The organism is Streptomyces canus (genome assembly GCF_041435015.1).
GTDB classification, from domain to species: Bacteria; Actinomycetota; Actinomycetes; order Streptomycetales; family Streptomycetaceae; genus Streptomyces; species Streptomyces canus_G.
This window is the reverse complement of record NZ_CP107989.1, coordinates 6,478,613-6,504,341: the sequence shown is the minus strand read 5'-3', so window position 1 is coordinate 6,504,341 and position 25,729 is coordinate 6,478,613. Positions and strand designations below refer to the sequence as shown.

Here is a 25,729-nt window from a genome sequence, read left to right as displayed (position 1 = left end):
CCAAAGCAGCTCCCGGCCAAAGTCGCTCCGTAAGTTGTTTGGCGGTCCGGAAGAGTGGGGTGTGGCTCTAAAGTCGCTTGCCCCCGGTGGCTCCGGTGGAGTGGCCGCCCCGCTCTTCGGGACGCCTGGCCGCTGATTGAGATCTGCGCATTGATCGCTGCTTACGGAGCTGACGGCGGGTGTTCCTCGGACCGGACCGGCACGCACCCGAAGCCGAGGAGACGCTCATGACCACGCGGTTGCCACGTTTATGGGTCGGGATCGACGCCAGCAAGGCCCACCACTGGTGGGTCGCCGTCGACGACACCGGAACAGCGGTGTGGAACAAGAAGATCCGCAACGACGAGGCTGATCTCCTGGCCGGCCTCGATGAAGTCCTCCGCCTGGCCGACCGCGTGGACTGGGCCGTGGACATCACCGGCACCCCCTCCGCTCTGCTGCTTGCTTTGCTCGCATCGCACGGCCAACGGGTCGTCTACGTGCCCGGCCGGACGGTCAACCTCATGGCCGGCGCCTACCGCGGCGAGGCCAAGACCGACGCCCGCGACGCCTACGTCATCGCCGACACCGCCCGTCTGCGACGGGACTTCACCCCCGTCGAGGTGCGAACGGACCCGGTCGCAGACCTGGCCCTGCTCACCGCGCACCGGTCCGACCTGATCGCCGACCGGGTTCGCCTGCTCAACCGCCTCCACGACGTACTCACCGGCATCAGCCCGGCCCTGGAAGCAGCCGTCGACTACGCGACCACAAGGGCGCCCTCGTCCTGCTCACCGGCTACCAGACCCCCGCCGCCCTGCGCCGCTGCGGCCAAACCCGCCTCACTCGCTGGCTCGCCACCCGGGGCGTACGCCACCCCGACACTGTGGCCACGACCGCTCTCACAGCCGCCCAGGCCCAGCGCATCACCCTCCCAGGCCAGGGCACTGCGGCCAGCATCACCGCAGACCTCGCCCAACAGGTCCTGGCCCTGGACGACCGGCTCAAGCAACTCGACCGGCAGATCCGCGACGCCTTCCACGCCCATCCGCAGGCCGCCATCATCGAGTCGATGCCCGGCATGGGACCAATCCTGGGGGCTGAGTTCCTCGTCGCCGCAGGTGACCTGGCGAGCTACCCCGACGCCGGTCACCTCGCCTCCGCCGCCGGTCTGGTCCCGGTCGCCAAGGACTCCGGACGCCGCACCGGCAACCTGCACCGCCCGCAGCGCTACAGCCGCCGCTTACGCCGCGTCTTCTACCTCTCCGCCCAGACCAGCATCATCCGCGACGGCCCCAACCGCACCTACTACCTCAAGAAACGAGCCGAGGGCCACCAACACATCTCCGCCGTCATCGCCCTCGCCCGCCGACGCGTCGACGTCCTGTGGGCCCTCCTCCGCGACAACCGCCCTTTCACCACCGCGCCACCACCGCAGGCCCAGACAAACACAGCGGCCTGACCCGGGATGAAGCTCACCCTCCCGATCACCTGCAGCGCTCACAGGGCATTGACTACCTTGTTCGAGCAGCCAACCGAGCAGGTGATCATGCGTCCACGCCCTCATCCGCCCACGCCATGCCCTCGCTGCGGCGCAGCAACAGACCGCGTCCTGACCGTGTTCGTGCGCACCACCACAGACGAGGACGAGCTCTTCCGCATAGCGCACAGCACGTCAGAGTCAGTGCCCACATACCTCACCTGCGCTGACTGCCGCCACGAGTGGGGATGGGAAGAAGGCACCGACACCCCAAAGGGTTGACTCGGTCATTAAGACTCCGCCGACCTTCGCTTCAGGGCTTCCATAGACCGAGGGCGACCAGGGAAGCACCCACAGTCGCGAGACCATAAAGGGCGGTCAGTAGGTAGGGCGCCCAGATCTCGCGCGACGTGAAGGAACGGTAGACTTTGGGGTTCTGGCCCCGCTCGAGAGCCTCCCACTCTGAGTAAAAGATGGCAGCAGGAAGATATCGCTCAAGTCGATTAATTACAGCGAATTTCCCGGTATTCAGTTGACCGAATGAAACAATAAGACTTCGCCAGGCGTGGGCGAGAATAAGCCCCGTCAAGGCAATGACGAGGACGCCAATAGACTTTAGTATCTGGCTGCCGCCCGCTTTAATGAAGAAACCTAGTCCGGTCAGTATCACGCCGTTCGCTGTGATGAAGAAAGTATTCACACCCTGGCGGCGACTTACAAGCCCTTCCGAGCTCTCCACCATGATTTTGTACAATTCGAAGAGCCGCTCCTTATCCTCCTCTCTTGCTGGGGGTCCGTACGGAACCAAGGCCTGAGCAACCCGATCCTGACCTGCCAGCCGTTCCGCTACCTTCCGAATAGCCAGAACGTAGACAGCATCCTGCTGCTGCGCTGATGGCGAGAGTTGATCGTAAGGGAGCAGAGATGCGTGAGATGGGTTAGTTCTCATCTGCCAGGCACTCCAGACATCATGTACGTCTGAAGCAATGACGTCCACACCCTTGGCCAAAGCGAGGGCCGCATACATGTTTAGCAAGTCGTCTACGTCGCCAGGCGGTAAAGCTGTAGCGGGGATCTCGGCTTGAATGTACGTCGCTACCTGTTCAAGATAATTCACTGATCACATCCATGTTGAGAGCCTTGATGAAATCGTCTCAAAATCCCAGCGAATCACGCTTTCCGGAGGGAGGCCTTTGGGGATTGGATGCGTCTCTCTGTCGATCACCTGTATTCCGAAAATGTGGTGACCTTGCTCAAGGGTTTGCTTGATCTCCCATTCCACTGGCTCAGACTCGTACGTGGTCGCGCCGATCAAGACGATCGTTCCATTCGTCTGGGAAATTCGCAGTTTGCATTGCGTCCTCCATGACGAATCGATTGGATCCTGAATGGAGTAGTCGATGAACTCGACCTCGTTGTCGGAGTTCCGTGCGTGCTCTTTGAGGAAGTCCCTAGCCCAGCGATCTTCCAGGCGGAAACTGATAAAGGCCCTCGGGTGCTTTATGTTCATACCTCGCCTCTCTAATGGCAGGCATCGTAACATTAAGGTATGGGTGCAGCCAGGGGAAGGCCTGGGGGCGACCTCAGGCTAGACGGGGCGCAAAGTGGCTACGTTTTCTCTTTCCTTCCCATCTGGGCCTTTCCACTTCACCGTGCAATTGAATTGGCTAGGGCTACCCATGCTCAATGCGAGCGGAAACCGAATCTCTGCATCAGGGCCGATTGTATCGATCGCCTCATCGTCGCTGCGAAGGACCATTCCATCGTCAGGCTCGATGGTAAAGGTTACATTCTTCGCTGGAGCGCGTCCCTTGTTTGTGAGGACGATGAAGTGTGACCGGCGAGTGCGCAGCCTTCCTTGCCGATCTGTGTCGACGGTTTCCCTGAAGTCGACACTCGGCCATACTCCTGGATCTTCCTCGGCTGTATGAGCTTTCGCCCCCGAGGCTTTCGTCATAAATACCGTGGCCTGTCTGCTCAACAGGTTATCGATCCTGCTCACCAGCTCAGCCTCATCGGTGTAAGTCATCACCAAGGCGTTCGGTTCAAGACTTCTTAGGTAGTCGCGCAGTGCGATTTGCTGCTCAAGGTCACTGTTGGATACCGGTCGTGTGCAGTGCAGAATGGTCACCGTCTTGCCGGCGCGAGCCATTCGTTCGATCTCTTCAGCGGTGCCCGAAAGTGCCCGTTCCGATCCAGTTCCCAAGCGGGTCCAAAAGATGGCAAGAGCCAGATCTGCGCTATCGACGAGCTGCCGGTTAATCGTATCCTGTGGATGCTCGCCAAATTCTCCAGAGGCGTGCTCCCCCCACCAGATCGGCAGAACTGTCAGCTGGAAGTGCTGACCGTAGTTAAAATTCCACCGATTAACTGATCTGTGGATTACTTCCCGGTCCTCATTGGTGACATCACCTGGACAGGAAATCAGCAGATGCAGAGTTGTGGCCTGATATGCCATGGTCTACTCCCTCACTCTGGCGCACGAGGCAGAGTGCCACAGTCGAGTCCAGCGTGGCAGCTAGCCTCGATCTTTCTTGACGGTCCGCGAGGGAGTCGGTGGACCGTTTCGCTTTCGGTGGCTGATTGCGGGCAGGCCGTGGGCCCGAGTGTCGCGTCGGGTGGGCGCCGGGTTCCACTGCTCCGGGTGGGGTGGTGCTACTCGCAGGGGTAGGGAAGCTGCTGGTCAGCCGGGGTTCGGCAGGAGTGTGAGCCGTGCGAGGGCGTCTGTGATCTCGTTGGTCCAGGGCCAGTGGGCCGCGAGGCGGAGGATGCGGCGCCGGCCGGTGGTGACGAGCTGGGCGGCTGCGGAGAACAGGCGGAAGCGGAGGCGGCGGGGTTCCCAGAGACGGGTCTGGCCGGTCAGGGCGAGCATGGGCATCCAGGCCAGCAGGTCGAGTGCGATCTGGACGATCTCCAGCCACACCTTGTTCTGCGCGGTGTCGTGCAGGGGCAGATTGCGCAGGCCCGTCGCGCGGGCAGCTCGGATACGGTCCTCGGCCCGGGCCCGCAGCCGGTGACGGAGCTCGAGTTCGGCGATGGGACGGCCGGCGGTGTTGGTAGCAAAGCAGGTGATCCGCATGCCGTCCGCATCGGTGATCCTCAACTGGGCCCCGGGATGCGGCCGTTCCTTGCGGACGATCAGCCGCATGCCCTTCGGCCAGCCCTCAAGCAGGTCGCCGGTGAGCTCGGCGACCCAGGCCCCGTCGCGGACCTCGCCGCCGGTCTCGACGGCCGGCGTCCATGCCGATGCCGGGATCTTCAGGACGTGCTGGTGAATGGCTTCGGTGATCACCATGCCGACCGAGTAGGACAGCCAGCGCCCGCGCTGGGCGATCCAGGCGACGAACTCGTGGGTGCCGCCCGCGGAATCGCAGCGGATCAAGGTCTGTCGCCCCCGCCGGTACTTCGTGGGCAGCTGAGCGAGGGCGAGGCGGGCGGCCTCGATGTGGTCGGCGGCCGTGTTCGAGCCCGCGTTGCCCGCCCTGAGAAGGGACGCGACAGGTTCACCGGTGCCACCGGAGCCGTGATCGACGAAACCCATCAGCGGGTGGTGACCGTAGGTCTTCTTCCAGGTCGGGGCGGCGTCCTGCTTGTCCGAGTGGGCGATGACCAGCACTCCGTCCAGATCCACGGTCACCTGCCCACCAGCGTCCGGAGCCCCGTCGCGGGCCAACTTCCAGACCCGGCAACGGACTTCGGACCGGGCTGTGCGGATTGCGGTCAGTGCCTTCTCGCCCGAGGCGGCAAGGGTGTCGATCAGGCGGGAGACTGTCGGGTCGGAGGCGACCGGCCCGAACACGGCTGGCTCGGCCCGAAGCATGCCCACATCTGCCAGGCAGTCCCCGCCCAGCGCGACCGCCAGCGCCACATCCAGCAGGACCTTGCCCGGATCATGCACCGCCCGCGACTTGCGCCACGGCGCCAACGCCGCCGATATCGCCCTGTCCAGGCCAGTCTTGCGGATCGTCTCCACCAGCAGCACACCGCCGGCCTGGGAGACCACCCCGCGACCACCACCTTCGGTACGGACACACGGGTAGGACCCGATACGCTTCTTCACCTGGAGAGTGCTTCTTTCACGCGACGACCTGGACCCTAGACAAGTCCCATCGTTGCAGGTCAGGAGCACTCTCCGCGTTTCTGATCACCTACCGGACGCCCTGCCACGTGAAAGCGCGAGGCTAGAGGTTGTCCCGTATGGGGCGTGAGCTATCCGGTGAGGGCCAGGTTGTGGAGCCGGGCGATGCCGAGCATGGCCTGGTGAACGCCGTTGCCCTTGAGGCGGCAGTCCCGAAGGATCTTCCAGTTCTTCAGCCGGGATAGGGCGTGTTCGACTCGTGCCCGTGCCCGGCGGTGGACGGCGTTCTCTGCTTCCTGTTGCGGGCTGAGGTGTCTCTGGCCTCGTCGCCTGCGGTGCGGGATGAGAAGGCCAGTGCCCTGGTAGCCACCGTCGGCGATGGTCGGGGCACCGCGGCAGACCCGGTCCACACCGGATTCGGTGAACGCCCGGCAGTCGTTGCGACTGCCGGGCAGCGGCAAGCCGATCGCCACCACCAGGCGGCTGTTGGCGTCGATGACGACCTGCAGATTCGTCGAGTACCGATAGTTCTTGCTGGACGCGGCGACGCTGCGGTCCCGGGTAGGCACCAAGGTGCCGTCGACGATGTAGACAGTGTCCCTGCGCGGACGTCGGGCCGGCGCGATGGCCAACAGCGGTGCCAGGTGATCGAGGATACGGTCGGCCGCGGACTTCGAGACCCCGAACAACGGTGCCACCTGCCGCAACGTCAGGTTCGTGCGCCAGTACGTCGCCACCAGCAACACCCGGTCCTCCAGCGGCAACCGCCAGGGACGGCCCCGCTGAACGTCACCCCCGCGACGCCGCACCAACGCCACCAGCCTGGCGAACTGCACCTCGCTCAACCCGGAGAACGGCTCGATCCACTTCGGATCATCAGCTGAAATCACCCCACCCATGCCCAGCCAACGCACCAACCACCCCACCGGTTACGGGACAACCTCTAGTCGGAGATGCTGCCGCAGGTAGGTGACCAGCGCGATCTGATCCGATGGGTCGTCGTACAGACGAGCCACAGCCGCCACCGGCGAAGCCGCAAGCAATCGCTCCCTGCCTCACGGGTTACCAACCAAGGCTGGCGGTCAGACGAGATGGGGTGTTTCTTTCTGTCCCGCTGGATCAGGCGCACTCGACGAGTGGGTCCATGAGGGCAGCCGTCTCAGTGAGGTCCGCGTGTGAAGCAGCACCGCGAACTCAGCAATGGCCGCGATGGTTGAGCCCTGGGCCGTCCCTGGGCCGTGCGAAGCCGACCAACGCTGACAGACGGCACCCACGGGTGACCACCCCCACCCCGCTCTGGCCTGGGCTCCCCGAGTTGATCTGCCACACTGGAGGGGTTATGCCTGCACCCGGAGAACTGGCAGTGTCGGCAGCAACGGGGCCCCTACCTGCATGTTTGGCCAGATAGCGCGACTCTCGCCCACCTCTGGACCGTCGCACCTTATGACTAAGTTGCCCAAACGCCTTACAGCGTTTCCCCCGGAAGCCAAGATGATCTGGTGGAGATAGCCCGTTTGGTTCTGGACTTCCTCAAGGTGCTTGTGTGGCCGGCCGTGCTCCTTGCCGTCGCGTACGGGTTCAGGGAGGAGGTTCGAGGCTTGCTCCGGCGAGTCAAAGCACTGAGCGCTGTGGGTGTGGACGCTGAGTTCTCGGAAGCGGTTGAGCAGGCCAGCGCTGAGGTGGAGGAGGCAGTGGCACAGGCCGAGCCGCAGGCCAGCGAACTGCCAGTGCCGTCGACCGCGACAGTTGCCGAGCGACATGAACGTGATGCGCGGCCGACAGCTCCCTACATTGACCCGACCAACGCGATGCTCGAAGCGTGGGGTCAAGTTCGCTCGACTATCAGCCGCATGGTGTTGGAGCACACGACCTACGGCAGGGTCGGCGAGACCACCTTGACGCGCCTCTTCTGGAGTGAACGGTACTTCCCCCATGACATCGCGCAGTCCCTGCGTGATCTCCACGCAATCTCACGGGAGCTCCGAGACAGAAGGCGTCTCCCGACCACTGGTGCCGCCCAGGACTACATCGCGAGCTGTGAAGCGATGGTCGATTGGCTAAAGGAGTATGCCAAGAGCCCGGCCTGGGCGGGCGGAGTTGGGCAGTTGGAGACCCTCTAACCTGAACCGATGGCAGGGGACTCCACGCTCTGTGGCTTCTAGGCTGCATCGGCGCCCCCTGTCGAATGCGTGTCGAAGGCGCCGATCTATCGCGCTCGGCGTCCGTAGCGCTCCAGGTCAGGAGAGATGCGCCGACGATCACACCAGGCGCCTTCTAAGCGCTTGGCCGCAGGTTCGAGTCCTGCCGGGGGCGCAAACACCCTCTCACCAGCAACAACAGGTGGGGGGTTTTCTCAGGTGGTCTTCGCCCGCAAGGCGCCTGCCATCGCCCCGTAGAGTCGGCCGCGTTGACGGTGGAGCGGAATCGAAGGGACCCGACGTGCGGCTGCGTTGTGCTGTGCTGGACGACTTTCAGAACGTGGCGACCGAGGTCGCCGACTGGTCACCGCTGGCCGACGAGGTCGACGTCGTCACCTTCGACACCCACTTCCCCGACGAGGACGCGCTCGCCGCGGCCCTCGCCGACGTCGACATCGTGGTCACCCTGCGCGAACGCGTGGCCTTCCCCCACTCGTTGATCACCCGCCTGCCCCGGCTGAAGCTGATCGTCGCGTCCGGCATGCGCAACACCGTCATCGACTACGCCGCCGCCGAGGCACACGGCGTCACCGTGTGCGGTACGGCGAGTTCCTCCACCCCACCCGTCGAGCTGACCTGGGCCCTGTTGCTCGGCCTCGCCCGGGGGATCGTCGAGGAGAGCGGGGCCCTGCGCGACAACGGCCCCTGGCAGCGGACGGTCGGCGCCGATCTGCACGGCCGCCGGCTCGGGTTGCTCGGCCTCGGGAAGATCGGCAGCCGGGTGGCGCGGGTCGGCCTCGCCTTCGGTATGCAGGTCAGCGCCTGGAGCCAGAACCTCACCGAAGAGCGCGCCGACGAGGCGGGCGCCGACCTGGCCCCCTCCTTGCAGGACCTCCTCGCCACCAGCGACTTCGTCTCCGTCCACCTGGCCCTCGGCGACCGCACCCGCGGCCTGCTCGGCCCGGCCGAACTCGCCCTCCTCAAGCCGACCGCCTACCTGATCAACACTTCGCGCGCCGCCATCGTCGACCAGGACGCCCTCCTCGCCGCCCTGCACGAGGGCCGCATCGCCGGCGCGGGCGTGGACGTCTTCGACACGGAGCCCCTGCCCGCCGACCACCCGATGCGCACGGCCCCTCGCCTGCTCGCCACCCCCCACCTCGGTTACGTCTCCCGCGCCAACTACACGACGTACTACGGCCAGGCCATCGAGGACATCCGGGCCTTCCTCTCCGGCTCTCCGGTACGGCGACTGCCCTGATGTCTCTCAGCGTCCTTGTTCAAAACGGGTGATCTGCGCCGAAGCGCCGTTACCAGCCGTGACGGGCGGCGTTGAACGGGGAGTGCGACGGCGCGTCCTGCCGTCGTACCCCCCGAACCAAAGGAGAACGTGATGTCTCGCATCGCGAAGGCAGCCGGAGTCGCCCTCGGCACCGGTGCCGTGATGATCGGCGGCGCCGGCCTGGCCATGGCGGACGCGGGCGCCAACGGCGCGGCCGTCCACTCGCCCGGCGTCCTGTCGGGCAACGTCGTCCAGGTCCCGATCCACATCCCGGTCAACGTGTGCGGCAACACCGTCAACGTGATCGGTCTGCTGAACCCGGCGTTCGGCAACCACTGCGAGAACAACAGCGGCGACCACAAGGAGTCGAAGGGCTCCGACAAGAACGGCGCCCACAAGGAACACCGCGCCGGTGGCCACAAGAGCGGCCACGGGCAGGGCTACGGCGGCTGATCGCCCGTACCCACCCAGAGCCCCGGCACCTTCCAGCGCCGGGGCTCTTGTGTGTCCGGACGCGGGGTTCCGTGCCGCCGTACGGCCTACGCGTACCGGTAGATCCTGTCGTGGTCCTCCAGCTCGTCCGGGGTCACGTCCCACGGCGGGAGCTTCTCGTGGCGGGCGACGATGCGACCGCGCTGGGCGCTGCCCCGGCCGGGCGGTCCCGCGGGCAGATAGCGGTGGTCGCGGTGCCGTTGCTGCCAGCGCGACCAGCACAGGTCGACGAAGGCGTGGTGCATCCAGAACACCGGGTCGTTGACGGAGGCGCCGCTCACCATCACCCCGCCGACCCAGCGGTGCACCCGGTTGTGGTTGCGCCAGGCGGCCGCGCCCTGTCCTCTCCCCCACCCCTCCAGCTTGTTGCGGAACCCCTTGGTGGACGTCGAGTCCCAGGGCGAGGTGTCGTAGACGGGGTCCTGCAGGGCCCACTCGAGGTCGCTCCGTGTGGGCAGTTCGATCGGATCGGCCGGCCGCCCGAGCTCCCGGGTGAGGTAGTCCTCATCGGTGATGCGCTCCTTGAGCGTCCAGTTGCCGGTCGCGTAGGCGAACGGTCCGGTCGTCACCCGCCGGTCCGGCAGCCGGCCGGTGCCGCCGAGCAGATCGTCCGTCCAGGGCGCCGTGCTCGTCGTGCGGTCGCGGGTCCAGTCCCAGTACGGCACGGTCACCGAGGAGTCGACGCGGCGCAGGGCCCGCTCCAGCTCCAGCAGGAAGCGGCGGTGCCAGGGCAGGAAGGAGGGCGCCATGTGCGCCGTACGCAGTCCGTCCTCGCCGTCCGAGACGTAGAAGTCGATGTGCATCCGTACGAACTCGTCGTACTCGCCGCGTCGTTTCACCTCCAGCATCGCCTGCACGAACCGCCGCTTCTCGGCCGCGGTCAGTGTGCTGACGTCCTTACGCGTGTACGCCACTGTGTCCCCCCATGTCTGCCCCGTCGCTCCTCGTCTCCTGCAACTGCCGGCCGGGCCCCAGCTCGTCGACGGCCGCCCGGGCGGCGTCGAGCGCGGTGGCGTACGACCGGTAGTGGTCGACCATGCTCAGCCAGGTGCCGTCGGCGCGGCGCATCAGGTGCAGCGGGCGTCCGTCCACGGTGACGTGCCACCCTCCGGCGCCGAGAGCGCCGGCGCCGGCGGCGGCCGCGGAGCCGCGGATGCCGCGGATCCGGCGGCCCCGGTACGTCTCGTCGAAGTCGGGATGGGCGGCCGATTCGGTCGCGCGCGGCCCCCGCGAGGCGAGGACGACCGGGGTGAGCGCCACCGCGACGGCGGCCGGGCCGAAGAGCCCGAGCAGCAGATCCCGCCTGCTCCGGCGGGCAGGGGTGCCTTTCTCCGGGCTCGCTCGGGAGGGGTCGGCGCCCACCGGTGTTCGGCCGACGCTCATGACCATCGTGTGCTCCTCGTCTCGTACGCAAGAGGGGTCGGGTTCCGTTGTCCGTACCGGTAACCGCCCGACGGCCCGCGCGGTCACCGTCCGAGGCCCAAGGGGGTGAACCCTCCGCGCCCGAAACACCGACGGGGCCCGGGCCGTGTCACGGTCCGGGCCCCGTCGGACGGGTCGACGCGCTCTACAGGCCGGGCCCCGCGGTCAGGTCGGCGCCCGGCGCGGCCTGCACCATCGGCAGCAGGACGCCCGCCTCCGGGAGCTTCGGCGCCGGCAGAGCGCCGCTGCCGGGCTTGGGGGCGGTCAGCGGGGCGTCCAGGGCCAGGCCCGGCGTCAGCGTCCGTACGTCGGCGGCGGGCGCGTCGAGGCCGAGGTGGTCGACGTCGTCGTCGAGGAGGTGGGGCACCGGCGCGGTCAGGTCGGCGCCGGGCAGCCCGCCGTTGACGGGCACGCGCGGAATCGCCCGCTCCGGCATGAGCCGGCCCTCGACGAACTTCGGTGCCTCGGGGACGCCCGGCGTCGGCACCGGGATCTTCCCGCCGACCTCGGGCAGCTCCATGTGGAGGGCGCGCTCGGCGCCCTCCAGCGGCACGGGTACGGGGACCGTGCCCACCGCCGCTGCGGGGGACGCGGCAGCTCCCACCGCGGCCGCGATGCCCGTGATGACGGCGGCAAGGGTTCCTCGGGTGGTCGACCTCATGGCAGATACGGTCCCTTTCAGGTTTCGGCAGGCTCAACGTCCGTACCGGTAACGATCCTGGTGCGGTGACCAGCGCGAGATTCCCTCGATTGCCGCAGTAGTACGACGTACGGCGGTCAGCTCGTCCAGAAGTCCCACCAGCGGGTCAGGACCAACATGCCGACGATCCCGACGTGCGCCAGCGGGATCACCCAGGTGAACTCGGCGAAGAGGGCCCGCGCCCAGCCGGGCGCGGGCAGGAACGCGCGGCGGACGGCGAACGAGGTCACGTACCAGAACAGGACGATCGTGGCGATCCACGCCAGAGCGCACCACAGGCACAGGGCATTGATGCGGTACAGCGACTCGAACTGCAGCCACGACACGAACCCGACGCCGAACAGACAGCCGGCGTCGAAGGTCAGCCAGTACCAGCGAGGGAAGGCGGCGCCGGCCAGCAGGCTCATGCCGACGCAGACCACGATGCCGTACGCCACCAGTCCCAGCATCGGGTTGGGGAAGCCGAAGGCCTCGGCCTGGTCGCTCTCCATGACACTGCCGCAGGACACCACCGGGTTCAGGCTGCATCCCGGGGTGAAGCCGGGGTCCTGCAGCAACTTGAACTTGTCGAGGGTGATGACCCAGGAGGCCAGCAGCCCCGCCGCGCCCGTGAACAGCAGGAGCAGGGCGAACCCGCGACCGCCGCTCTCGGCCCGCCGCATCAGGAGCGCAGGCTGCGCGCCGGCAGGACGATGTGGGCGGCGGCCTTCAGCGTCTCGTCGGAACCCGCGAACGCGGCCAGTTGGTCCGGGGTGACGGACTGGCCCGAGGCCTCGGGCCAGGGGCGCGTGGTGAACACGAAGTAGGCGTAACCGCGCTTGGCGGCCGCCGCGAGCCACTGCGGCCGTACCGGGCACTTGGCGTTCAGCCCCGGCATGGTGACGACGGCGTGCCCGGCCACCACCAGCAGGGTGACCGGCAGGCTCGGCCTGACGTTGCCGTCGACAAGGTCACCGCCGACGGGCAGGCCGTTGTCGTTCAGCAGCCCCTCGACGGCGGCGGTCGCGGCCTCGGGGCCGTCGGGAGCGTCCCCGAGGGAACACGCGAGGAGGTAGGGCATGTCGTGGCCGTCGGGAGCCTCGCCGCTCCAGGCCATGATCACGAGAGTGCCGAGATCGGCGGTGCGCAGGGAGCGGGCTTCGCTGGAGGTGGTGGTCATCGCGCGACCGTACCCACGGGCCGGACGGGGGGCGGGCGTTTCTCACTCGGGCGGGGGAGCGCTGCCGCCGTCTCCATCCGATCGAGGGAGGCGTCGCCGCGCCGTGCTGTCGCGCTCGAACAGCACGAAGGGCCGATCCCGGGCGGCAGTCGCCGCTGGGAGATCGGCCCCGGCGTGGAGGACGACGTCACTGCCCCACGGGGAGTCCACCGAGGAGTCCTGGCCTGGAGTTCAGCTTGGTGGTCGCTTTCTTGGCGGTGTGGAGCACCGACTTCTTCTTCTCCGTGTTCAGCGCGTCCGACTGGTGCTGCAGCGGCCGCACGTCGAGGGGGCCCTTGGTGAGCGAGTTGACGGCGCCGTTGAGGCTGGTGGGCGTGAGATCGGCGGTGTCCTGAGCGAACGCGGGCGCGGCGGCACCGGCAAGAACCAGGGAACCGGCAACAACAGCAGCAGCCTTCAGGGACTTCATCGTGTTCCTCTCTTCGGCACTTCATGTCATCGGGCGGGCAAGTCCGACACCGTGCCCAACGAGCCCCGGCCGGAGCGGAAACTCCGTGCGCGGATATTGGGCTTTCATGAAAATGCCGGGATGCCGGCCCTCGGGAGAGACCGGCATCCCTGTGGTGCGGGCGCCTTACGACACGGGCAGTTGCGAGCTGCTGGGCAGGGAGGACAGGCCCGCCAGGTCGGGAGCGGGCAGTTCGGTGTCGAGCATGGTGGCGGCGACGGCGTCGACCAGGCCGCTGATCACGGCGGGGAGGGTGGACTCGACCTGGGTGGGCTCTCCTGAGGTGACCGCCGTGAGCAGGTCGTCGATCGCCTTCTCCAGGGCGTCGATCGCGTCGTCCAGCAGGTCGGCCGGCGCCTTGACGGACCGCGCCCCGGCGTCGTCGCCGTTCTGGATGAGCGTGAGCAGCAGGGAGGGGGTCGGCGTCGTCGTACTGCCGGCCGGCGTGCTCGGTGTCGTCGTCATGCCCGTGGCGGGCGGGGTGACGGCGGCCGCCGAGGCCTCCTCGGCGATCTTCGCGGTGGCGTCCTTGACGGCGTCCCCGAGCTTGGCCGCCTGCTCGGCGGAGATCTGGCCGTTGTCGGCCTTGAGCACGGTGTTCAGCAGGTCGGCGACCGGGGTGAGCACGCCGCCCAGCTCGGCCAGAGCCTCGACCTGGGGACGGAGCGCGTCCGCGTGGGGGACGGGCACGGGCCCACGGGAGGCCGCCGCGGTGGGACCGGCGACCGCGACGAGAAGTGCGGCGCAGAGTGCGCAGGAGGCGATACACCGTGCGGACAGACCACGCATGGGTGGTTCCTTTCGATGTGCGTCGGATCTTGAGCCCACCGTGGAAGCGACCACCGCGCCCTGCAACCCAGCGATCACACCCTGACACCGCCCCACCTGCGCCCTTTTCGCATCACCCCTGGTGAGGGGCGCGTCAGGGCCGGGCCCATCCTCTCCGCGGGCCACCTCCATCCGGGGAAACACGGACCGGCCGCACTCCCGTGGAGGGTCCACGGGAGTGCGGCCGGCGAAGGCGGAGAGCCGACGTCAGTCGTTCTCGCACTCGTTGCCGAACGCGGGGTTCAGCGCGGCGATGCCGTTGACGGTGTTGCCGCAGACGTTGACCGGGACGTGGATCGGGACCTGGATGACGTTGCCCGACAGGAAGCCCGGGGAGTGGGCGGCAACGCCCTGCGCGCCGCTGTCGGCGGCGGCGATGCCTGCGGTGCCCGCAACGGCGGCGGCCGCAACGGTGGTCAGGGCCAGGCCCTTCGCGATACGCGACATGGAGAGGTGCTCCTTGGGGTTGACACAAACAACCGGGCGGGGATGCCCGGCGCTGTGTCAACGCGCGGCGCCCGCGAGGGTTGTGCCGCCAATGGGGTGATCTCACGAACGAACGTGCCTCACCGCCCCGACACACATGTCGGGCTTCACGGACTAAATGCGCATACCGGATAGGGTTGCGAAGCTCTTGACGCACCCATGCAGCCAGCGCATCGCATTCGTCACGCCACCTTCCCGAAAGGGCCATGCCGGTCATGCGTATTTCCTGGGTCCCGCTGTGCCACGTTGCGAGGGGCGGCGTCCGCGCGGCGGACAACGACTTCGACGGGGCCTTGGCTCTCAACTCCCGTCTCGGGATGCGGATGCGGTTGCGCGGCCTCGGCATGAACGCCCTCGAGCACGCCTCCGATCTGTTCGAACTCGGCAAGGCGCCGCGGTCCGGTGGTGACCACTCGGCCATCCGGCTCGTTTCCCAGCGCGACGCGGCCTGGGCCGGCGTGCTCTTCGTCGCTGCTGCCGCCCGCGCGTAGGCGCCTTCCCTCCCGTCCCGAGCGCCGTCCGTGAGCGAGGAAAACGCGCATGCACCAGTCAGTCCCCGACCCCCGGCCGCGGGTCCTGCATCTGACCCAGCCCGTGGACGGCGGGGTCGCCCGTGTGGTGACGGACCTGGCCCGAGCCCAGCTCGCGGCCGGTCTGCACGTGACGGTCGCCTGCCCGGACGGCCCCCTCGCCCCCGCCCTGCGCGGGCTCGGCGCCGACGTACGGCACTGGCACGCCACCCGCTCACCGGGTTTGGCGCTCGTGCGGGAGGTACGCCGGCTCGGTCAGGTGCTCGAGGACGTGCGGCCCGACCTGGTGCACGCGCACAGCGCGAAGGCCGGACTGGTCGGCCGGCTCGCGGTACGGGGGCGGATCCCGACCGTGTTCCAGCCGCACGCCTGGTCGTTCGAGGCGGTCGGCGGGATGACGGCGGCGCTCGCGCTGCGGTGGGAGCGGTGGGGGGCGCGTTGGGCGTCCCAGGTGGTGTGTGTGAGCGCGGCGGAGCGCGCGACCGGCGTGCGCGCCGGGATCGGCGGGCGGTGGACGGTCGTCCCCAACGGCATCCGGCCCGAACGCTTCCACCCCGCCCCCGTCGACACCGTACGGTCCGATGTCCTTCCGGGTGTCGACCCGGCGGCCCCTCTCGTGGTGTGCGTGGGGCGGCTGTGCCGGCAGAAGGGGCAGGACGTCCTGCTGGACGCCTGGGACAGCGTGTCGCGGCGCGTGCCGGACGCCCGGCTCGTGCTCGTCGGTGACGGGCCCGACCAGGAACGGCTGCGCTCCCGCGCACCGCGGTCCGTGCTGTTCGCCGGGGCCGTCACCGACACCGCGCCCTGGTACCAGGCCGCCGACCTGGTCGTGCTGCCCTCGCTCTGGGAGGGCATGGCGCTCGCCCCACTGGAGGCGATGTCCTGCGGCCGGCCCGTGGTGCTGACGGACGTGGACGGTGCCCGGGAGAGCCTGCCGCCCGCGCTCGTCCCCCGCTGCCTGGTGCCGCCCGGTGATCCGACGCCGCTCGCCGAGACGGTCACCACGCTGCTGCTCGATCCGTTGCTGCGCGAGGCGCTCGGCCACCAGGGCCGCCGCCACGTCCTGTCCACGCACGACGTACGGCTCACCGCCGAGGCGGTGGCGGCCGTGTACCGCGACGTGCTCGGCGGCCCGGCCGCCGCATGCGCCGTGCCCACCGAGTACAGGGAGTTCATCCACTCGTGACCGCGGAAAGTACCGTCCCCTCGCCCGGTGCCCAGCCACGGGATCCCGGTTTCGCGCCCCTGTTCGTCAAGCCGTCGCGCAGCACCGCGGCCGGTTTCCGCTTCCCGGCCAGAAGACCCCCTTCCCGCCCCGCCTCCCCGGCCCCGCTGCTCGCCGCGGACAGCGTCGCCGCGCTGCTGGGCGCCCTGACACTCGCCGGCACCGAGCACCAAGTACTCCTTGTGGCGCTGCTGGTGACCGCGTCGATGCTGCTGCGCCGGCAACCGACCCGGCCGGTACCGGGGATCCTCGACGAACTGCCCACCGTGTGCGGCCGGATCGCGATCGCCTGGCTGGCGGTCGCGGCGCTCGTCGCCGCGTACGCGCCCCACCACGCCCTGTCCGCCCGCACCCTCGCCGCGGGCTTCGTGCTCCAGTCGGCGACGGCCTGCGCGACCCGGGGCACCGTGCACTGGCGGCGGCGCGTGCTGCGGCGCGCCCGGCCGCGGGCCGCGCTGGTCGTCGGCCCGGCCGGGACCGCGCAGCGGGTGGCCGCCGCCGTGCTGCGGCATCCGCGGTGCGGGGTGCGGCCGGTGGGCATCGTGACCGAACAGCCGGACGGCGGCGGTCAGTTGCCGGTGCTGACGACCGGCGAGGAGGTCGAGCGGGCCCTCATCCAGAACGGTGTGCGGGAGGTCCTGGTCGTCCATCCCTCCGCACGGTCCGCGCAAGGGCCGCTGCTGCGGGCGCTCGCCGAGTCGGGCTGCGCGGTGTGGGAGGTGGAGCCGGACTCACCGTCGTACGCCTCGAAGGACCAGCTCGCCGGGTTCTCCTGTCGTCGGCTGGACATGGGCTCGCGGCGGCGCGGCGGCCTCGGCAAGCGGGCGCTGGACGTGGCCGTCTCCGGGACGCTGCTGCTGATGGTCAGCCCGCTGCTGCTGGTGTGCGCGGTGGCGCTGCGGCTGACCGGCGGGCCGGGTGTGGTGTTCCGGCAGGAGCGCATCGGCCAGGACGGCCGGCCCTTCACCCTGCTGAAGTTCCGCACCCACCGCCCGGTCGACGAGCACGAGGCGGCGACCCGCTGGAGTGTGGCGAACGAACACCGCATGCCGTGGTTCTGCCGCTTCCTGCGCCGCACCTCACTGGATGAGTTGCTCCAGCTGTGGAACGTCCTGTGGGGCGACATGAGCCTGGTCGGACCGCGTCCCGAACGCCCGTACTTCGTCGCCAAGTTCAGCCAGGCCCACCCGGGTTACGCGGCCCGCCACCGCATGCGGACCGGCATCACCGGCCTCTCCCAGATCCACGGCCTGCGCGGGGACACCTCCATCGAGGACCGGGCCCGCTTCGACAACGCCTACATCGACAACTGGTCGCTGTGGCAGGACATCTGCATCCTGCTGCGCACCGCGGCCGCGCTCGTGCGCCCGACAGGGAGCTGAGCACATGACCCACGCCCTGACCCTGCCCCGCGTCCGGCAGTGGCCCCCCGTCCTGCCCGTGCTCGCCGTGATCGCCCTGCTCGCACTGCCGCTCACGCCCGGCGACGAGGGCGGCGCGGGACCGGCCGACGCGGTCTCCGCGCTCGTCGTCGTGTACTGCGCGATCCGTCTCGTACGGGACCGGCGGCGCCCCCTGTCCCGTACGGCGGTCGTGCTGCTGGGCCTGCCCGTGGCCGGGCTCGCGCTCGCCGCGACGGGGGCGGCCTCACCGGGGGCGGGGATCGGCGGCATGGGCCGCTACCTCCAGGTGTTCGTGCTGGTCCCGGCCGCCGTCCTGCTGCTGATCCGCGACCGGGGCGACTTCCGGCTGCTGGCCTGGGCGTTCGTGGGGCTCGCCGGGTGGCAGGGCGCGATCGGCACGCATCAGTACATGACCGGGACCGGGGCCTCGTACCAGGGCCAGGACATCCGGGCCGTCGGCACCTTCGGGGCGAGCGACGTGATGGGGATGGCGACCGTCGTCTCCTTCGGGCTGGTGTGCTCGGTGGGGCTGGCCCTGGGCCGGAACTCCGTACGACAGCGGGCGGTTGCCGCCGGCTGCGCGGTCGCGCTGCTGCTGCCGCTCGCGCTGTCCTTCAGCCGCGGCGCGTGGATCGCGACGGCCGTGACGTGCGGGGCACAGCTGGTGCTGGCCGGGCTGCGGCGGGCGCTGAAGGTGGCAGCGGTGGTGGCCGCGACGGGCGTGATCCTGGTGGGCGGGTTCGGACTGGGTTCGGCGCAGCTCCAGGAGCGGATCGACAGCGTCACACGGGTCACCGACGCGCCCGACCAGTCCGTCACCGACCGCTACACGCTGTGGGCGGCGGCGGCCGGCATGTGGCGCGAACATCCGCTCACGGGCGTCGGGTTGAAGGGCTTCCCCGAGCACCGGGACGCGCACGCCTCGCTCGCGCTGTCCGCGGGCAGCGACACGGAGGGCGCGGGCGCGGACTTCCGCAAGCAGCCGCTGCTGTCCCCGCACAACATGTACCTCCTCGTCCTCGCCGAACAGGGCCTGCTCGGTCTGCTCGCGCTCGCGGGCTGCTGGCTGGGCCTGCTGGTGTGCGGGCTGCGCGGGCTGTTCCGGGTCCGGCGTGACGGCCCGGGGCTCGACTGCGCACTCGTCGCCTGCGGCCTGCTGATCTGGCAGCTGACCGACTTCCTGTACGCCGATATCGGCGGCCCCTCGACCGTGCTGACGGCGGTGTGCTTCGGGCTGGTGGCCTGGTGGGCGCTGGTCGGAAGCGGCGGAACGACGGCGTGGGGCACGGTGCGATGAAGGTGACGCCCCCCAGGCCCGACGCGCACGCCGACACCGACGGCACGGTGGTGGTTCCCGCCGCCCGCACCGCCGACACGAGCGAACTCACCCCCGTCTCCGGCGGATTCCTCGCCAAGGCCACCCTGATCACGGCCGCCCTCTCGATCGTCGGCGCCCTGCTCGGGCTGGTCCGTGACCAGGCGCTGGCCCGGCTGTTCGGTGCCGGGAGCGAGACGGACGCCTTCCTGGTGGCCTGGACCGTGCCCGAGTTCGCCTCCACCCTGTTCATCGAGGACGGGCTGGCCTTCGCGCTGATCCCGGCGTTCAGCCTGGCGCTGGCCCGTCGTGCGCAGGGCGCTCCCGGCGACCCGGTCCGCTCGCTGGTGGCCGCCACGCTCCCCTGGCTGTCGCTGGCCTTCGTCGGTGTGTCCGCGGTGGTCATCGGCGCCGCCCCCTACGTGGTCGGGGCCCTGGCACCGGGGCTGCCCGACCCGGGCCTCGCCGTCGACTGCACCCGGCTGACCGCGCTGAGCGTGCTGGGCTTCGGGCTCGCCGGGTACTGCAGCGCCGCTCTCAGGGCGCACCGGACCTTCCTCGCGCCGGCCGCCATCTACGTGGCCTACAACGCCGGCATCATCACCGCGATGTTCGTGCTCGGCGGGCAGTGGGGCGTGCGCTCGGCGGCCGCAGGGGTCGCGGTGGGCGGTGGACTGATGGTGGCGATCCAACTGCCGTCCGTCTGGCGGCAGTCACGACGCCGGGCAGCGCCTCGGATCGCCTCCGCCGAAGCTCCGGGGCAGAGCATGACGCTGGCCATGGTCGCCACCGTCCTCCTCTTCGCCCTGTGCCGGCAGTCCCAGGTCCTCATCGAACGCTTTCTCGCCTCCGCCCTCCCGGCCGGCGCCATCTCGCACCTCAACTACGCGCAGAAGGTGGCACAGATCCCGATGACGCTGTCGCTGATGCTGTGCACCGTCACCTTCCCGGTGGTGGCGCGGGCGCTGGCCGACGGCGACACGGAGCGGGCCCGGGACCGCGTGGAGCGGGACCTGGCGCTGGCCGCGTGTCTGGTGCTGCTCGGCGCGGCCACGGTGATCGCCTGCGCCCCCCAGATGGTCGAACTCCTCTTCCAGCGCGGCGAGTTCACCGCGGCGGACACGGCGGCGACCGCGGGGGTCATGCGCGTGTACGCCCTCGGGCTGCTCAGTCAGACCCTGGTCGGGTGCCTGGTCCGGTCCCACTTCTCGGCGGGCCGCTCCACCTGGTACCCGCTCGGCGCGATGGCCGCCGGCATCGTCACCACCGCCGGCGTCGGCACCTGGACGGTGGGCCCGTGGGGAGTGGCCGGGATCGCCGCCGCGAACGCCATCGGCATCACCGTCACGGCCATGGTGCTGCTGGCCGGCATGGGCCCGCGCAACGTCCCGATCCGCACCCGGCTGGTTCTCGGCGGACTCGGCAGGACGCTGTGCGCGGCGGTCGTCGCAGCCGTCGCCGGCGCGTTCACGGCGAGCCGATTCGACGCGGCGGTACCGGGTCTGGCCGCGGGTTCCCTGACCGTGGTCACCGTCTTCGTCCTGCTCGCCCGGGCCCTGGACGTCCAGGGCGTCGCTTCCGCACTGCGTTCCGCACGCACCGTCACCCGAAGGCTCTCGTATGCCCGTTTCCGCTGACAGCGCCCCTCGAAGAGGCCCGGTGCCCTGGGTGGCGATGTACCACTCCGTGGGCGACGACTCGGACGACCCCTACCGCGTCACGGTCACGCCCGAGCGGCTGGACCGGCAGCTGCGCTGGCTGCGCGGACGCGGCCTCACCGGTGTCTCCGTGGCCGACCTGCTGGCCGCCCGGGCCCGCGGCGAGGGACGCAAACTGGTCGGACTCACCTTCGACGACGGTTACGCCGACTTCGTCGACCATGCCCTGCCGGTGCTGCGCCGCTACGGCTTCGGCGCCACGCTCTTCGCGCTGCCGGGCCGGCTCGGCGGGGACAACGCCTGGGACCGGCTGGGCCCGCGCAAGCCGCTGCTCACCGCGGACGGCATCCGGCAGGCGGCGGCCGAGGGGGTGGAGATCGGCTCGCACGGGCTGACCCACGTCGACCTGACCAAGGCGGACGACGCCCTGGTGAAGGCCGAGGTCGTCGAGAGCCGGGCCACGCTGGAACAGTTGACGGGCTCTCCCGTCAACGGCTTCTGCTACCCGTACGGCACGATCGACCAGCGTGCCGTGAACGCCGTCCGCGCCGCCGGATACACGTACGCCTGCGCCATCGACCCCGGTCCGCTGAACGGCCCGTACGCACTGCCCCGCCTGTACATCGGCCAGGACGACAACGCCGTACGCCTGTTTCTGAAGTACCGGCTGCACCGCCTGCGCCGACGTCCTGTCGAGGGGGTCTGACGTGCGGGCCCTGCATGTCATCACCGGCCTGGGCGTCGGCGGTGCCGAGCAGCAGCTCCGGCTCCTGCTGCGGCACCTGCCGGTCGACTGCGACGTCGTCACGCTCACCAACCCGGGCACGGTCGCCGACGGGCTGGCCGCCGACGGGGTGCGGGTGACCCACCTGGGGATGGCCGGCAACCGGGACCTGGGCGCGCTGCCCCGCCTGGTCCGGCTGATCCGCGCGGGCGGCTACGACCTCGTGCACACCCACCTCTACCGTGCCTGCGTCTACGGCCGGCTCGCAGCGCGGCTCGCGGGCGTCCGGGCGATCGTCGCCACCGAACACTCCCTGGGTGACTCGCAGATGGAGGGCCGCCCGCTGACCGCGGGGGTACGTGGGCTCTACCTGGCCAGCGAGCGCCTGGGCCGGACGACGGTCGCCGTCTCCCCGGCCGTCGCCGAACGGCTGAGGCACTGGGGAGTGCCGGCCCCCCGGATCGAGGTCGTCCCCAACGGCGTCGACCTGGACCGCTTCCGCTTCGACCCGGACCGGCGCCTGCGCACCCGACAGCGGCTCGGCCTGCCCGAGACGGCGTATCTCATCGGCGGCATCGGCCGGCTCACAGCCGCCAAACGCTTCGACGTCCTGATCCGGGCTCTTGCCCGACTCCCCGCCGACCACTGGCTGTTGCTGGCCGGCGGCGGACCGGAGGAGCACGCTCTGCGGCGGACCGCTCAGGACGCCGGAGTCACGGACCGCGTGCTGTTCACCGGCGAACGCCCCTACGTCCCCGACGGCACCCCCGGCCCCGACCTGCCCTCCCTCACCTCGGCGATGGACCTGCTCGCCTCCCCCTGCCCGGAGGAGACCTTCGGTCTGGCGATGGTGGAGGCGCTGGCATCCGGGCTGCCCGTCCTCTACTCCTCGTGTCCGGCGCTCGAGGACCTGCCCGCGCACACCGCCGGGGCCGCGCGTCTCGTCCGGGGCGGCCCCGAGGCCTTCGCGCGGGCCGTCACCGCCACCCGGGCCATGGGCCCCGGCCCGCGCACCGCGCCCGGGGCCGCCGACCGCTACAGCATCACCCGCAGCGCCGATCGCCTGATGAACGTCTACGCGGCCGCGGTGGCCGCCCCTTCCATGTCTGAATCACCCCAGGGAGTCCCTTCCTCATGACCGAGAACCCCACCGGACCAAGCCACCCGGCCACCGGCCTGGCCCGCGTCAGGACCCTGCCGCCCTGGTCCCTGATCGCGGCCGGAACCCTCGTCGGCGGCCTGCTCGGCGGGGTGTACGGGGTCGTCCAGCCGCCCGAGTACACCGCCACGTCCTACGTCGTCGCCGTCCCGACCGCGAAGTCCGACCCGGCGACCGCGACCGGCTTCGCGCAGGCCTACGGCCGGGTCGCCACCCAGCTCGCGGTGCTCGGGGACGCGCAGGTGTGGGCCGGGGTGCCGGTGACGACACTGAAGTCGAGCGTGCGGACGGAGACCTCACCGGACGCCCCGATGGTCTCCATCACGGCCACCTCCACCCGCCCCGACCTCGCCGCCGACATGGCCAACGCCGTCTCCCGCGCGCTGACCCGGCACGCGAACGACACCAAGGACGCCACCCGCGTCGAGCTTCAGCAGTTCGCCCGGGCCACCAAGCCCAGCGAGCCGTCCTCGGCCTCCCCGGCCCTGATCGGCCTGGTGGGCGCGAGCGCGGGCGGCCTGCTCGGCGGACTGGCGCTGCTGGCCCGGCCCAGGCGGTCCGGGGACACGGCCGGGCGCCCTGCGTCCGTACCGGGTCCGGCCCTGGCCGCCGACGCCCACGGGCAGCTGTGAGGTACCGGGCGGAACTCGTCACCACAGAGCGGGACTTCGCCCAACTGGCTGCGGAGTGGGGGGACTTGTACCGCCGGTGCGGGTCCGCCACCCCCTTCCAGAGTCACGCCTGGCTGCACTCCTGGTGGCTGTCGTACGGCAGACGCGGCCGGCTGCGGCTGGTGCTGGTGCGCGACGGGGCCGAGCTGGCCGCCGCCGCGCCGCTGATGCGCGTGGACCGCCCCGTACCCTCGCTCGTGCCGCTCGGCGGATCCATCTCCGACTACGGGGATGTCCTGCTGGACGAGGAGCGCGGCCCGGAGGCGGTCGCCGCGCTCGCCGATGGCCTGTCCGCGGCCGCCCGCACCGCCCTGATCGACCTCCGCGAGGTCCGCCCCGGCGGGGCCGCCGAGCGGATCTACGGCCACTGGAGCGGACCCCGACGCCGGGTGGACGACTCGGTGTGCCTGGAACTGCCCGCCGTGTCCATGGACGAACTGATCACGCGCCTGCCCACGGCCAAGGCCCAGCAGCGGGTCCGCGCCAAGCTGCGCAAGCTGACCGCGCTCGGGATCCAGCGGCACACCGTGACACCGGACGAGGTGGACAAGGCGCTGCGGCGGCTCATCGAGCTGCACGCACTCCAGTGGGAGGGGCGAGGGGTGACGCCCGAGCATCTGCGGCCGCGGTTCCGCGAACACCTGGTGCGCTCGGTCGCGCCGATGGTGCGCTCCGGCGACGCGGTGGTCACCGAGTTCCGCCTCGACGACGACGTGGTGGCCGTGGACCTGACCCTGCTGTCACGGCGGCTCGCGGGCGGCTACCTGTACGGCGCCCATCCGTGCCTGCGGGAACGCAGGGCGGACGTGGCGGTGATGCTGCTCGACGCGTGCAGCCGGCACACCCAGGACGGCGGGCACGGCACGCTGAGCCTGCTGCGCGGGAACGAACCGTACAAACACCACTGGCGGCCCAAGCCGGTCGTCAACCAGCGGCTGCTGCTGGCCCGGCGGCGCACGGCCCCGCTGCTGGCGGCGGTCGAGTGCGACGTGGCCGCGCGGCGGCGGGGCAAGGAGCTGCTGCTCCACTGGCAGGACTGGACGGAGCGGAAGGAGCGTCACGGTGGCGGCGGGTCCTGAGGGAGTCCGCCGCCACCGGCCGGCCGCGCTACCGGTTGCGCGCCCACCAGTCGAAGCGCAGGCACAGCTTCCCGCCGAGCCAGTACTCGACCCAGTCGCCCAGATCCACCGGCGAGCACGTGGGCGGACTCGTCGGGCTGGCGGGGACGGTGGGCTCGGCCGGCTCCGTGACGGGGTCGGTGGGCTCGGCCGGCTCCGTGACGGGGTCGGTGATGGTGCCGGAGAGGAGGGACCGGTAGATCTCTGCCGCCCTCGGGTTGTCCGGGCACTGCCACACTCCGTGCGGGCAGTAGTCGGTCAGCGTGTTGTAGAGCGGCTTGTGCTCGTTCATCCAGGCGAGCATGCGCCGCATGTACTCGGCGTTGTCCCCGTTGCGGAACAGTCCCCATTCCGGATAGGAGACGGGCTTGCCGTGGGCCTTGGCGAAATTCACCTGCGACTGAAGGCCGTAGGGCTCATTCACCTGTTCGTCGAATGTCACCCCGGACGGCTGGTCGTAGGAATCCATGCCAACGATGTCGACCGAGTCGTCCCCCGGATAACACCGCGTCCAGGGCACCGCGTCCCGCCCCCGGGAGGGCGCGAAGTCGAACCGGAACTTCTGCCCCGGCACCGCACGCATGGCCGTGACGATCCTGTTCCAGTACGTCTTCCAGGACTCCGGGTCGGGCCCGCAGCGATGGGTGTACGTGGTGCCGTTCATCTCCCAGCCGAGCACGATCACCGTGTCCGGCACCTTCAGCCGCACCAGCCGTTCGGCCAGGGCGCGGAAGTGACGGTCGAACCGGCCGGCGGCGCCCTGGCGCAACAACTGCCGTACCTCGGCGTCGGAGACCTGCTCCTCGTTGCGCTCCAGCATGGGGACGTTGAGGACGAACATCCGGTCGTCCCGACCGGTGCGCCAACGCGCCCACGCGTCCAGGAAGCCGGGGGCGCCCTCGATGTTGCTCCAGCGGTCACCGGGCAGATACGTGTGGCCGACGCGCAGTTCGGCACCACCCAGCCAGCGGCTGAGGTCGAGCATGCGGGCCACGCCACGGGGGCCGTAGTCGAGGTAGGCGCCGAACGCGGGAGCAAGCTTTCCGGGCCACGCCGGGGCCGGGAGGGGCGGCGGCGGGGTCACCCTCGGCCGCTCGGGCAGGGCCGGGATCACGGGGACCGGTGTGACGGCGGGTGTCGGAGCGGGAGGACCGGCGATCCGCGCCACCCCCGCACCCGCGGCGTATCCCGGACCGGACGCCAGTGTCGTCGTCGCGACGACCGACGCCGCGACGACGGCCAACCGCCCGGACCGGGTCCGTCGATGCTGTGGGGCCATGCCTGCTCCTCTCTCCACGCTCGGACGTTCGCTTTCGCTCTCTTTGCCTCGCCCTCAGGCCTTTCCCTTACCTGACACTCAGTCATATCAATATG

Annotated in this window: 26 protein-coding genes, 1 tRNA gene and 1 pseudogene; 14 read left to right on the top strand and 14 right to left on the bottom strand. The window is 70.0% G+C overall.

The annotated features are described in order from the left end of the window. Positions 1–227: 227 nt before the first annotated feature. A pseudogene (locus OG841_RS29840) lies at positions 228–1,441 on the top strand (IS110 family transposase). Between the two features lie 331 nt (positions 1,442–1,772). On the opposite strand, the gene OG841_RS29835 reads toward OG841_RS29840, so the two are convergent. From OG841_RS29835 to OG841_RS29815, 5 genes are all read right to left on the bottom strand, one after another. Further along, the gene (locus OG841_RS29835) at positions 1,773–2,576 is read right to left on the bottom strand and encodes a RipA family octameric membrane protein (RefSeq protein WP_328638695.1); all 804 of its coding nucleotides are present in this window, start codon (positions 2,574–2,576) and stop codon (positions 1,773–1,775) included. A gap of 3 nt (positions 2,577–2,579) precedes the next feature. After that, positions 2,580–2,969, bottom strand: coding sequence for a TIR domain-containing protein (locus OG841_RS29830; RefSeq protein WP_328638696.1), 390 nt, complete (start codon positions 2,967–2,969; stop codon positions 2,580–2,582). 78 nt (positions 2,970–3,047) lie between these two features. Beyond that, a complete protein-coding gene (locus OG841_RS29825; RefSeq protein WP_328638697.1) occupies positions 3,048–3,917 on the bottom strand; it encodes a hypothetical protein in 870 nt (289 codons plus the stop codon). 225 nt (positions 3,918–4,142) lie between these two features. Further along, positions 4,143–5,519: an IS1380 family transposase gene (locus tag OG841_RS29820; protein ID WP_266697342.1), complete on the bottom strand. Its 1,377-nt coding sequence runs from the start codon at positions 5,517–5,519 to the stop codon at positions 4,143–4,145. Positions 5,520–5,668: 149 nt separating this feature from the next. Next, positions 5,669–6,436, bottom strand: coding sequence for a transposase (locus OG841_RS29815; RefSeq protein ID WP_328638698.1), 768 nt, complete (start codon positions 6,434–6,436; stop codon positions 5,669–5,671). Between the two features lie 600 nt (positions 6,437–7,036). Here OG841_RS29815 and OG841_RS29810 point away from each other — a divergent pair. The 4 genes from OG841_RS29810 (at position 7,037) to OG841_RS29795 (ending at position 9,410) form a co-directional block, all read left to right on the top strand. After that, on the top strand, positions 7,037–7,657 hold the full coding sequence (locus tag OG841_RS29810) for a hypothetical protein (RefSeq protein ID WP_328638699.1): 621 nt from the start codon (positions 7,037–7,039) through the stop codon (positions 7,655–7,657). Positions 7,658–7,755: 98 nt separating this feature from the next. Then, positions 7,756–7,850, top strand: a tRNA-Arg gene (locus OG841_RS29805). A gap of 126 nt (positions 7,851–7,976) precedes the next feature. After that, positions 7,977–8,936 (top strand): D-2-hydroxyacid dehydrogenase family protein, encoded by a 960-nt coding sequence (locus OG841_RS29800; RefSeq protein WP_328638700.1) that lies wholly within the window; start codon positions 7,977–7,979, stop codon positions 8,934–8,936. A gap of 132 nt (positions 8,937–9,068) precedes the next feature. Then, entirely contained in the window at positions 9,069–9,410 is a 342-nt protein-coding gene (locus OG841_RS29795) for a chaplin (protein ID WP_328638701.1), read from the top strand. An 86-nt stretch (positions 9,411–9,496) separates the two neighbouring features. On the opposite strand, the gene OG841_RS29790 is transcribed toward OG841_RS29795, so the two are convergent. The 8 genes from OG841_RS29790 to OG841_RS29755 form a co-directional block, all read right to left on the bottom strand. Beyond that, positions 9,497–10,363, bottom strand: coding sequence for a tyrosinase family protein (locus OG841_RS29790; protein ID WP_328638702.1), 867 nt, complete (start codon positions 10,361–10,363; stop codon positions 9,497–9,499). Continuing rightward, on the bottom strand, positions 10,347–10,838 hold the full coding sequence (locus OG841_RS29785) for a tyrosinase family oxidase copper chaperone (RefSeq protein ID WP_328638703.1): 492 nt from the start codon (positions 10,836–10,838) through the stop codon (positions 10,347–10,349). Before OG841_RS29785 ends, OG841_RS29790 begins: the two co-directional genes overlap by 17 nt. A gap of 178 nt (positions 10,839–11,016) precedes the next feature. Then, positions 11,017–11,532, bottom strand: coding sequence for a hypothetical protein (locus OG841_RS29780; RefSeq protein WP_328638704.1), 516 nt, complete (start codon positions 11,530–11,532; stop codon positions 11,017–11,019). Positions 11,533–11,648: 116 nt separating this feature from the next. Beyond that, positions 11,649–12,233, bottom strand: a complete 585-nt coding sequence (locus tag OG841_RS29775; RefSeq protein ID WP_328638705.1) for a vitamin K epoxide reductase family protein — start codon at positions 12,231–12,233, stop codon at positions 11,649–11,651. Further along, positions 12,233–12,730, bottom strand: coding sequence for a DUF5949 family protein (locus OG841_RS29770; protein WP_328638706.1), 498 nt, complete (start codon positions 12,728–12,730; stop codon positions 12,233–12,235). Before OG841_RS29770 ends, OG841_RS29775 begins: the two co-directional genes overlap by 1 nt. A 187-nt stretch (positions 12,731–12,917) precedes the next feature. Continuing rightward, positions 12,918–13,199, bottom strand: coding sequence for a hypothetical protein (locus tag OG841_RS29765; RefSeq protein ID WP_328638707.1), 282 nt, complete (start codon positions 13,197–13,199; stop codon positions 12,918–12,920). 165 nt (positions 13,200–13,364) lie between these two features. After that, positions 13,365–14,027 (bottom strand): hypothetical protein, encoded by a 663-nt coding sequence (locus tag OG841_RS29760; protein ID WP_371567189.1) that lies wholly within the window; start codon positions 14,025–14,027, stop codon positions 13,365–13,367. Between the two features lie 246 nt (positions 14,028–14,273). Beyond that, positions 14,274–14,513 (bottom strand): chaplin, encoded by a 240-nt coding sequence (locus OG841_RS29755; RefSeq protein ID WP_328638709.1) that lies wholly within the window; start codon positions 14,511–14,513, stop codon positions 14,274–14,276. Between the two features lie 254 nt (positions 14,514–14,767). Here OG841_RS29755 and OG841_RS29750 point away from each other — a divergent pair, with 254 nt between their 5' ends. From OG841_RS29750 to OG841_RS29710, 9 genes are read left to right on the top strand one after another with little or no spacing between them, the layout of a single operon-like run. Continuing rightward, entirely contained in the window at positions 14,768–15,043 is a 276-nt protein-coding gene (locus tag OG841_RS29750) for a hypothetical protein (RefSeq protein ID WP_365115076.1), read from the top strand. A 49-nt stretch (positions 15,044–15,092) separates the two neighbouring features. Beyond that, positions 15,093–16,268 (top strand): glycosyltransferase, encoded by a 1,176-nt coding sequence (locus OG841_RS29745; protein WP_365115074.1) that lies wholly within the window; start codon positions 15,093–15,095, stop codon positions 16,266–16,268. Continuing rightward, complete coding sequence (locus OG841_RS29740; protein WP_365115072.1) at positions 16,265–17,689, top strand: exopolysaccharide biosynthesis polyprenyl glycosylphosphotransferase; 1,425 nt, start codon at positions 16,265–16,267, stop codon at positions 17,687–17,689. Before OG841_RS29745 ends, OG841_RS29740 begins: the two co-directional genes overlap by 4 nt. Before the next feature lie 4 nt (positions 17,690–17,693). Next, positions 17,694–19,007 (top strand): O-antigen ligase family protein, encoded by a 1,314-nt coding sequence (locus OG841_RS29735; protein WP_328638713.1) that lies wholly within the window; start codon positions 17,694–17,696, stop codon positions 19,005–19,007. After that, entirely contained in the window at positions 19,004–20,662 is a 1,659-nt protein-coding gene (murJ, locus tag OG841_RS29730; protein WP_328638714.1) for a murein biosynthesis integral membrane protein MurJ, read from the top strand. Before OG841_RS29735 ends, murJ begins: the two co-directional genes overlap by 4 nt. After that, on the top strand, positions 20,646–21,389 hold the full coding sequence (locus OG841_RS29725; protein WP_328638715.1) for a polysaccharide deacetylase family protein: 744 nt from the start codon (positions 20,646–20,648) through the stop codon (positions 21,387–21,389). The genes murJ and OG841_RS29725 overlap by 17 nt, the downstream gene beginning before the upstream one ends. Before the next feature lies 1 nt (position 21,390). Beyond that, positions 21,391–22,545 (top strand): glycosyltransferase, encoded by a 1,155-nt coding sequence (locus OG841_RS29720; RefSeq protein WP_328638716.1) that lies wholly within the window; start codon positions 21,391–21,393, stop codon positions 22,543–22,545. Continuing rightward, positions 22,542–23,198: a lipopolysaccharide biosynthesis protein gene (locus OG841_RS29715; RefSeq protein ID WP_328638717.1), complete on the top strand. Its 657-nt coding sequence runs from the start codon at positions 22,542–22,544 to the stop codon at positions 23,196–23,198. The genes OG841_RS29720 and OG841_RS29715 overlap by 4 nt, the downstream gene beginning before the upstream one ends. After that, positions 23,195–24,316: a GNAT family N-acetyltransferase gene (locus tag OG841_RS29710; protein ID WP_328638718.1), complete on the top strand. Its 1,122-nt coding sequence runs from the start codon at positions 23,195–23,197 to the stop codon at positions 24,314–24,316. The genes OG841_RS29715 and OG841_RS29710 overlap by 4 nt, the downstream gene beginning before the upstream one ends. Positions 24,317–24,344: 28 nt before the next feature. Here the strand turns inward: OG841_RS29710 and OG841_RS29705 are convergent, their stop codons facing one another. Next, a complete protein-coding gene (locus OG841_RS29705) occupies positions 24,345–25,634 on the bottom strand; it encodes a glycoside hydrolase family 26 protein (protein WP_328638719.1) in 1,290 nt (429 codons plus the stop codon). Positions 25,635–25,729 lie beyond the last annotated feature (95 nt).

Excerpts from the sequence above, each read along its gene's own strand:
- OG841_RS29785 (WP_328638703.1), bottom strand. The coding sequence starts at position 10,838 with ATGGTCATGAGCGTCGGCCGAACACCGGTGGGCGCCGACCCCTCCCGA.
- OG841_RS29770 (WP_328638706.1), bottom strand. The coding sequence starts at position 12,730 with ATGACCACCACCTCCAGCGAAGCCCGCTCCCTGCGCACCGCCGATCTC.
- OG841_RS29825 (WP_328638697.1), bottom strand. The coding sequence starts at position 3,917 with ATGGCATATCAGGCCACAACTCTGCATCTGCTGATTTCCTGTCCAGGT.
- OG841_RS29780 (WP_328638704.1), bottom strand. The coding sequence starts at position 11,532 with ATGAGGTCGACCACCCGAGGAACCCTTGCCGCCGTCATCACGGGCATC.
- OG841_RS29795 (WP_328638701.1), top strand. The coding sequence starts at position 9,069 with ATGTCTCGCATCGCGAAGGCAGCCGGAGTCGCCCTCGGCACCGGTGCC.
- OG841_RS29750 (WP_365115076.1), top strand. The coding sequence starts at position 14,768 with ATGCGTATTTCCTGGGTCCCGCTGTGCCACGTTGCGAGGGGCGGCGTC.
- OG841_RS29775 (WP_328638705.1), bottom strand. The coding sequence starts at position 12,233 with ATGCGGCGGGCCGAGAGCGGCGGTCGCGGGTTCGCCCTGCTCCTGCTG.
- OG841_RS29815 (WP_328638698.1), bottom strand. The coding sequence starts at position 6,436 with ATGGGTGGGGTGATTTCAGCTGATGATCCGAAGTGGATCGAGCCGTTC.
- OG841_RS29765 (WP_328638707.1), bottom strand. The coding sequence starts at position 13,199 with ATGAAGTCCCTGAAGGCTGCTGCTGTTGTTGCCGGTTCCCTGGTTCTT.
- OG841_RS29745 (WP_365115074.1), top strand. The coding sequence starts at position 15,093 with ATGCACCAGTCAGTCCCCGACCCCCGGCCGCGGGTCCTGCATCTGACC.
- OG841_RS29830 (WP_328638696.1), bottom strand. The coding sequence starts at position 2,969 with ATGAACATAAAGCACCCGAGGGCCTTTATCAGTTTCCGCCTGGAAGAT.
- OG841_RS29755 (WP_328638709.1), bottom strand. The coding sequence starts at position 14,513 with ATGTCGCGTATCGCGAAGGGCCTGGCCCTGACCACCGTTGCGGCCGCC.
- OG841_RS29715 (WP_328638717.1), top strand. The coding sequence starts at position 22,542 with ATGACCGAGAACCCCACCGGACCAAGCCACCCGGCCACCGGCCTGGCC.
- murJ (WP_328638714.1), top strand. The coding sequence starts at position 19,004 with ATGAAGGTGACGCCCCCCAGGCCCGACGCGCACGCCGACACCGACGGC.
- OG841_RS29760 (WP_371567189.1), bottom strand. The coding sequence starts at position 14,027 with ATGCGTGGTCTGTCCGCACGGTGTATCGCCTCCTGCGCACTCTGCGCC.
- OG841_RS29725 (WP_328638715.1), top strand. The coding sequence starts at position 20,646 with ATGCCCGTTTCCGCTGACAGCGCCCCTCGAAGAGGCCCGGTGCCCTGG.
- OG841_RS29705 (WP_328638719.1), bottom strand. The coding sequence starts at position 25,634 with ATGGCCCCACAGCATCGACGGACCCGGTCCGGGCGGTTGGCCGTCGTC.
- OG841_RS29735 (WP_328638713.1), top strand. The coding sequence starts at position 17,694 with ATGACCCACGCCCTGACCCTGCCCCGCGTCCGGCAGTGGCCCCCCGTC.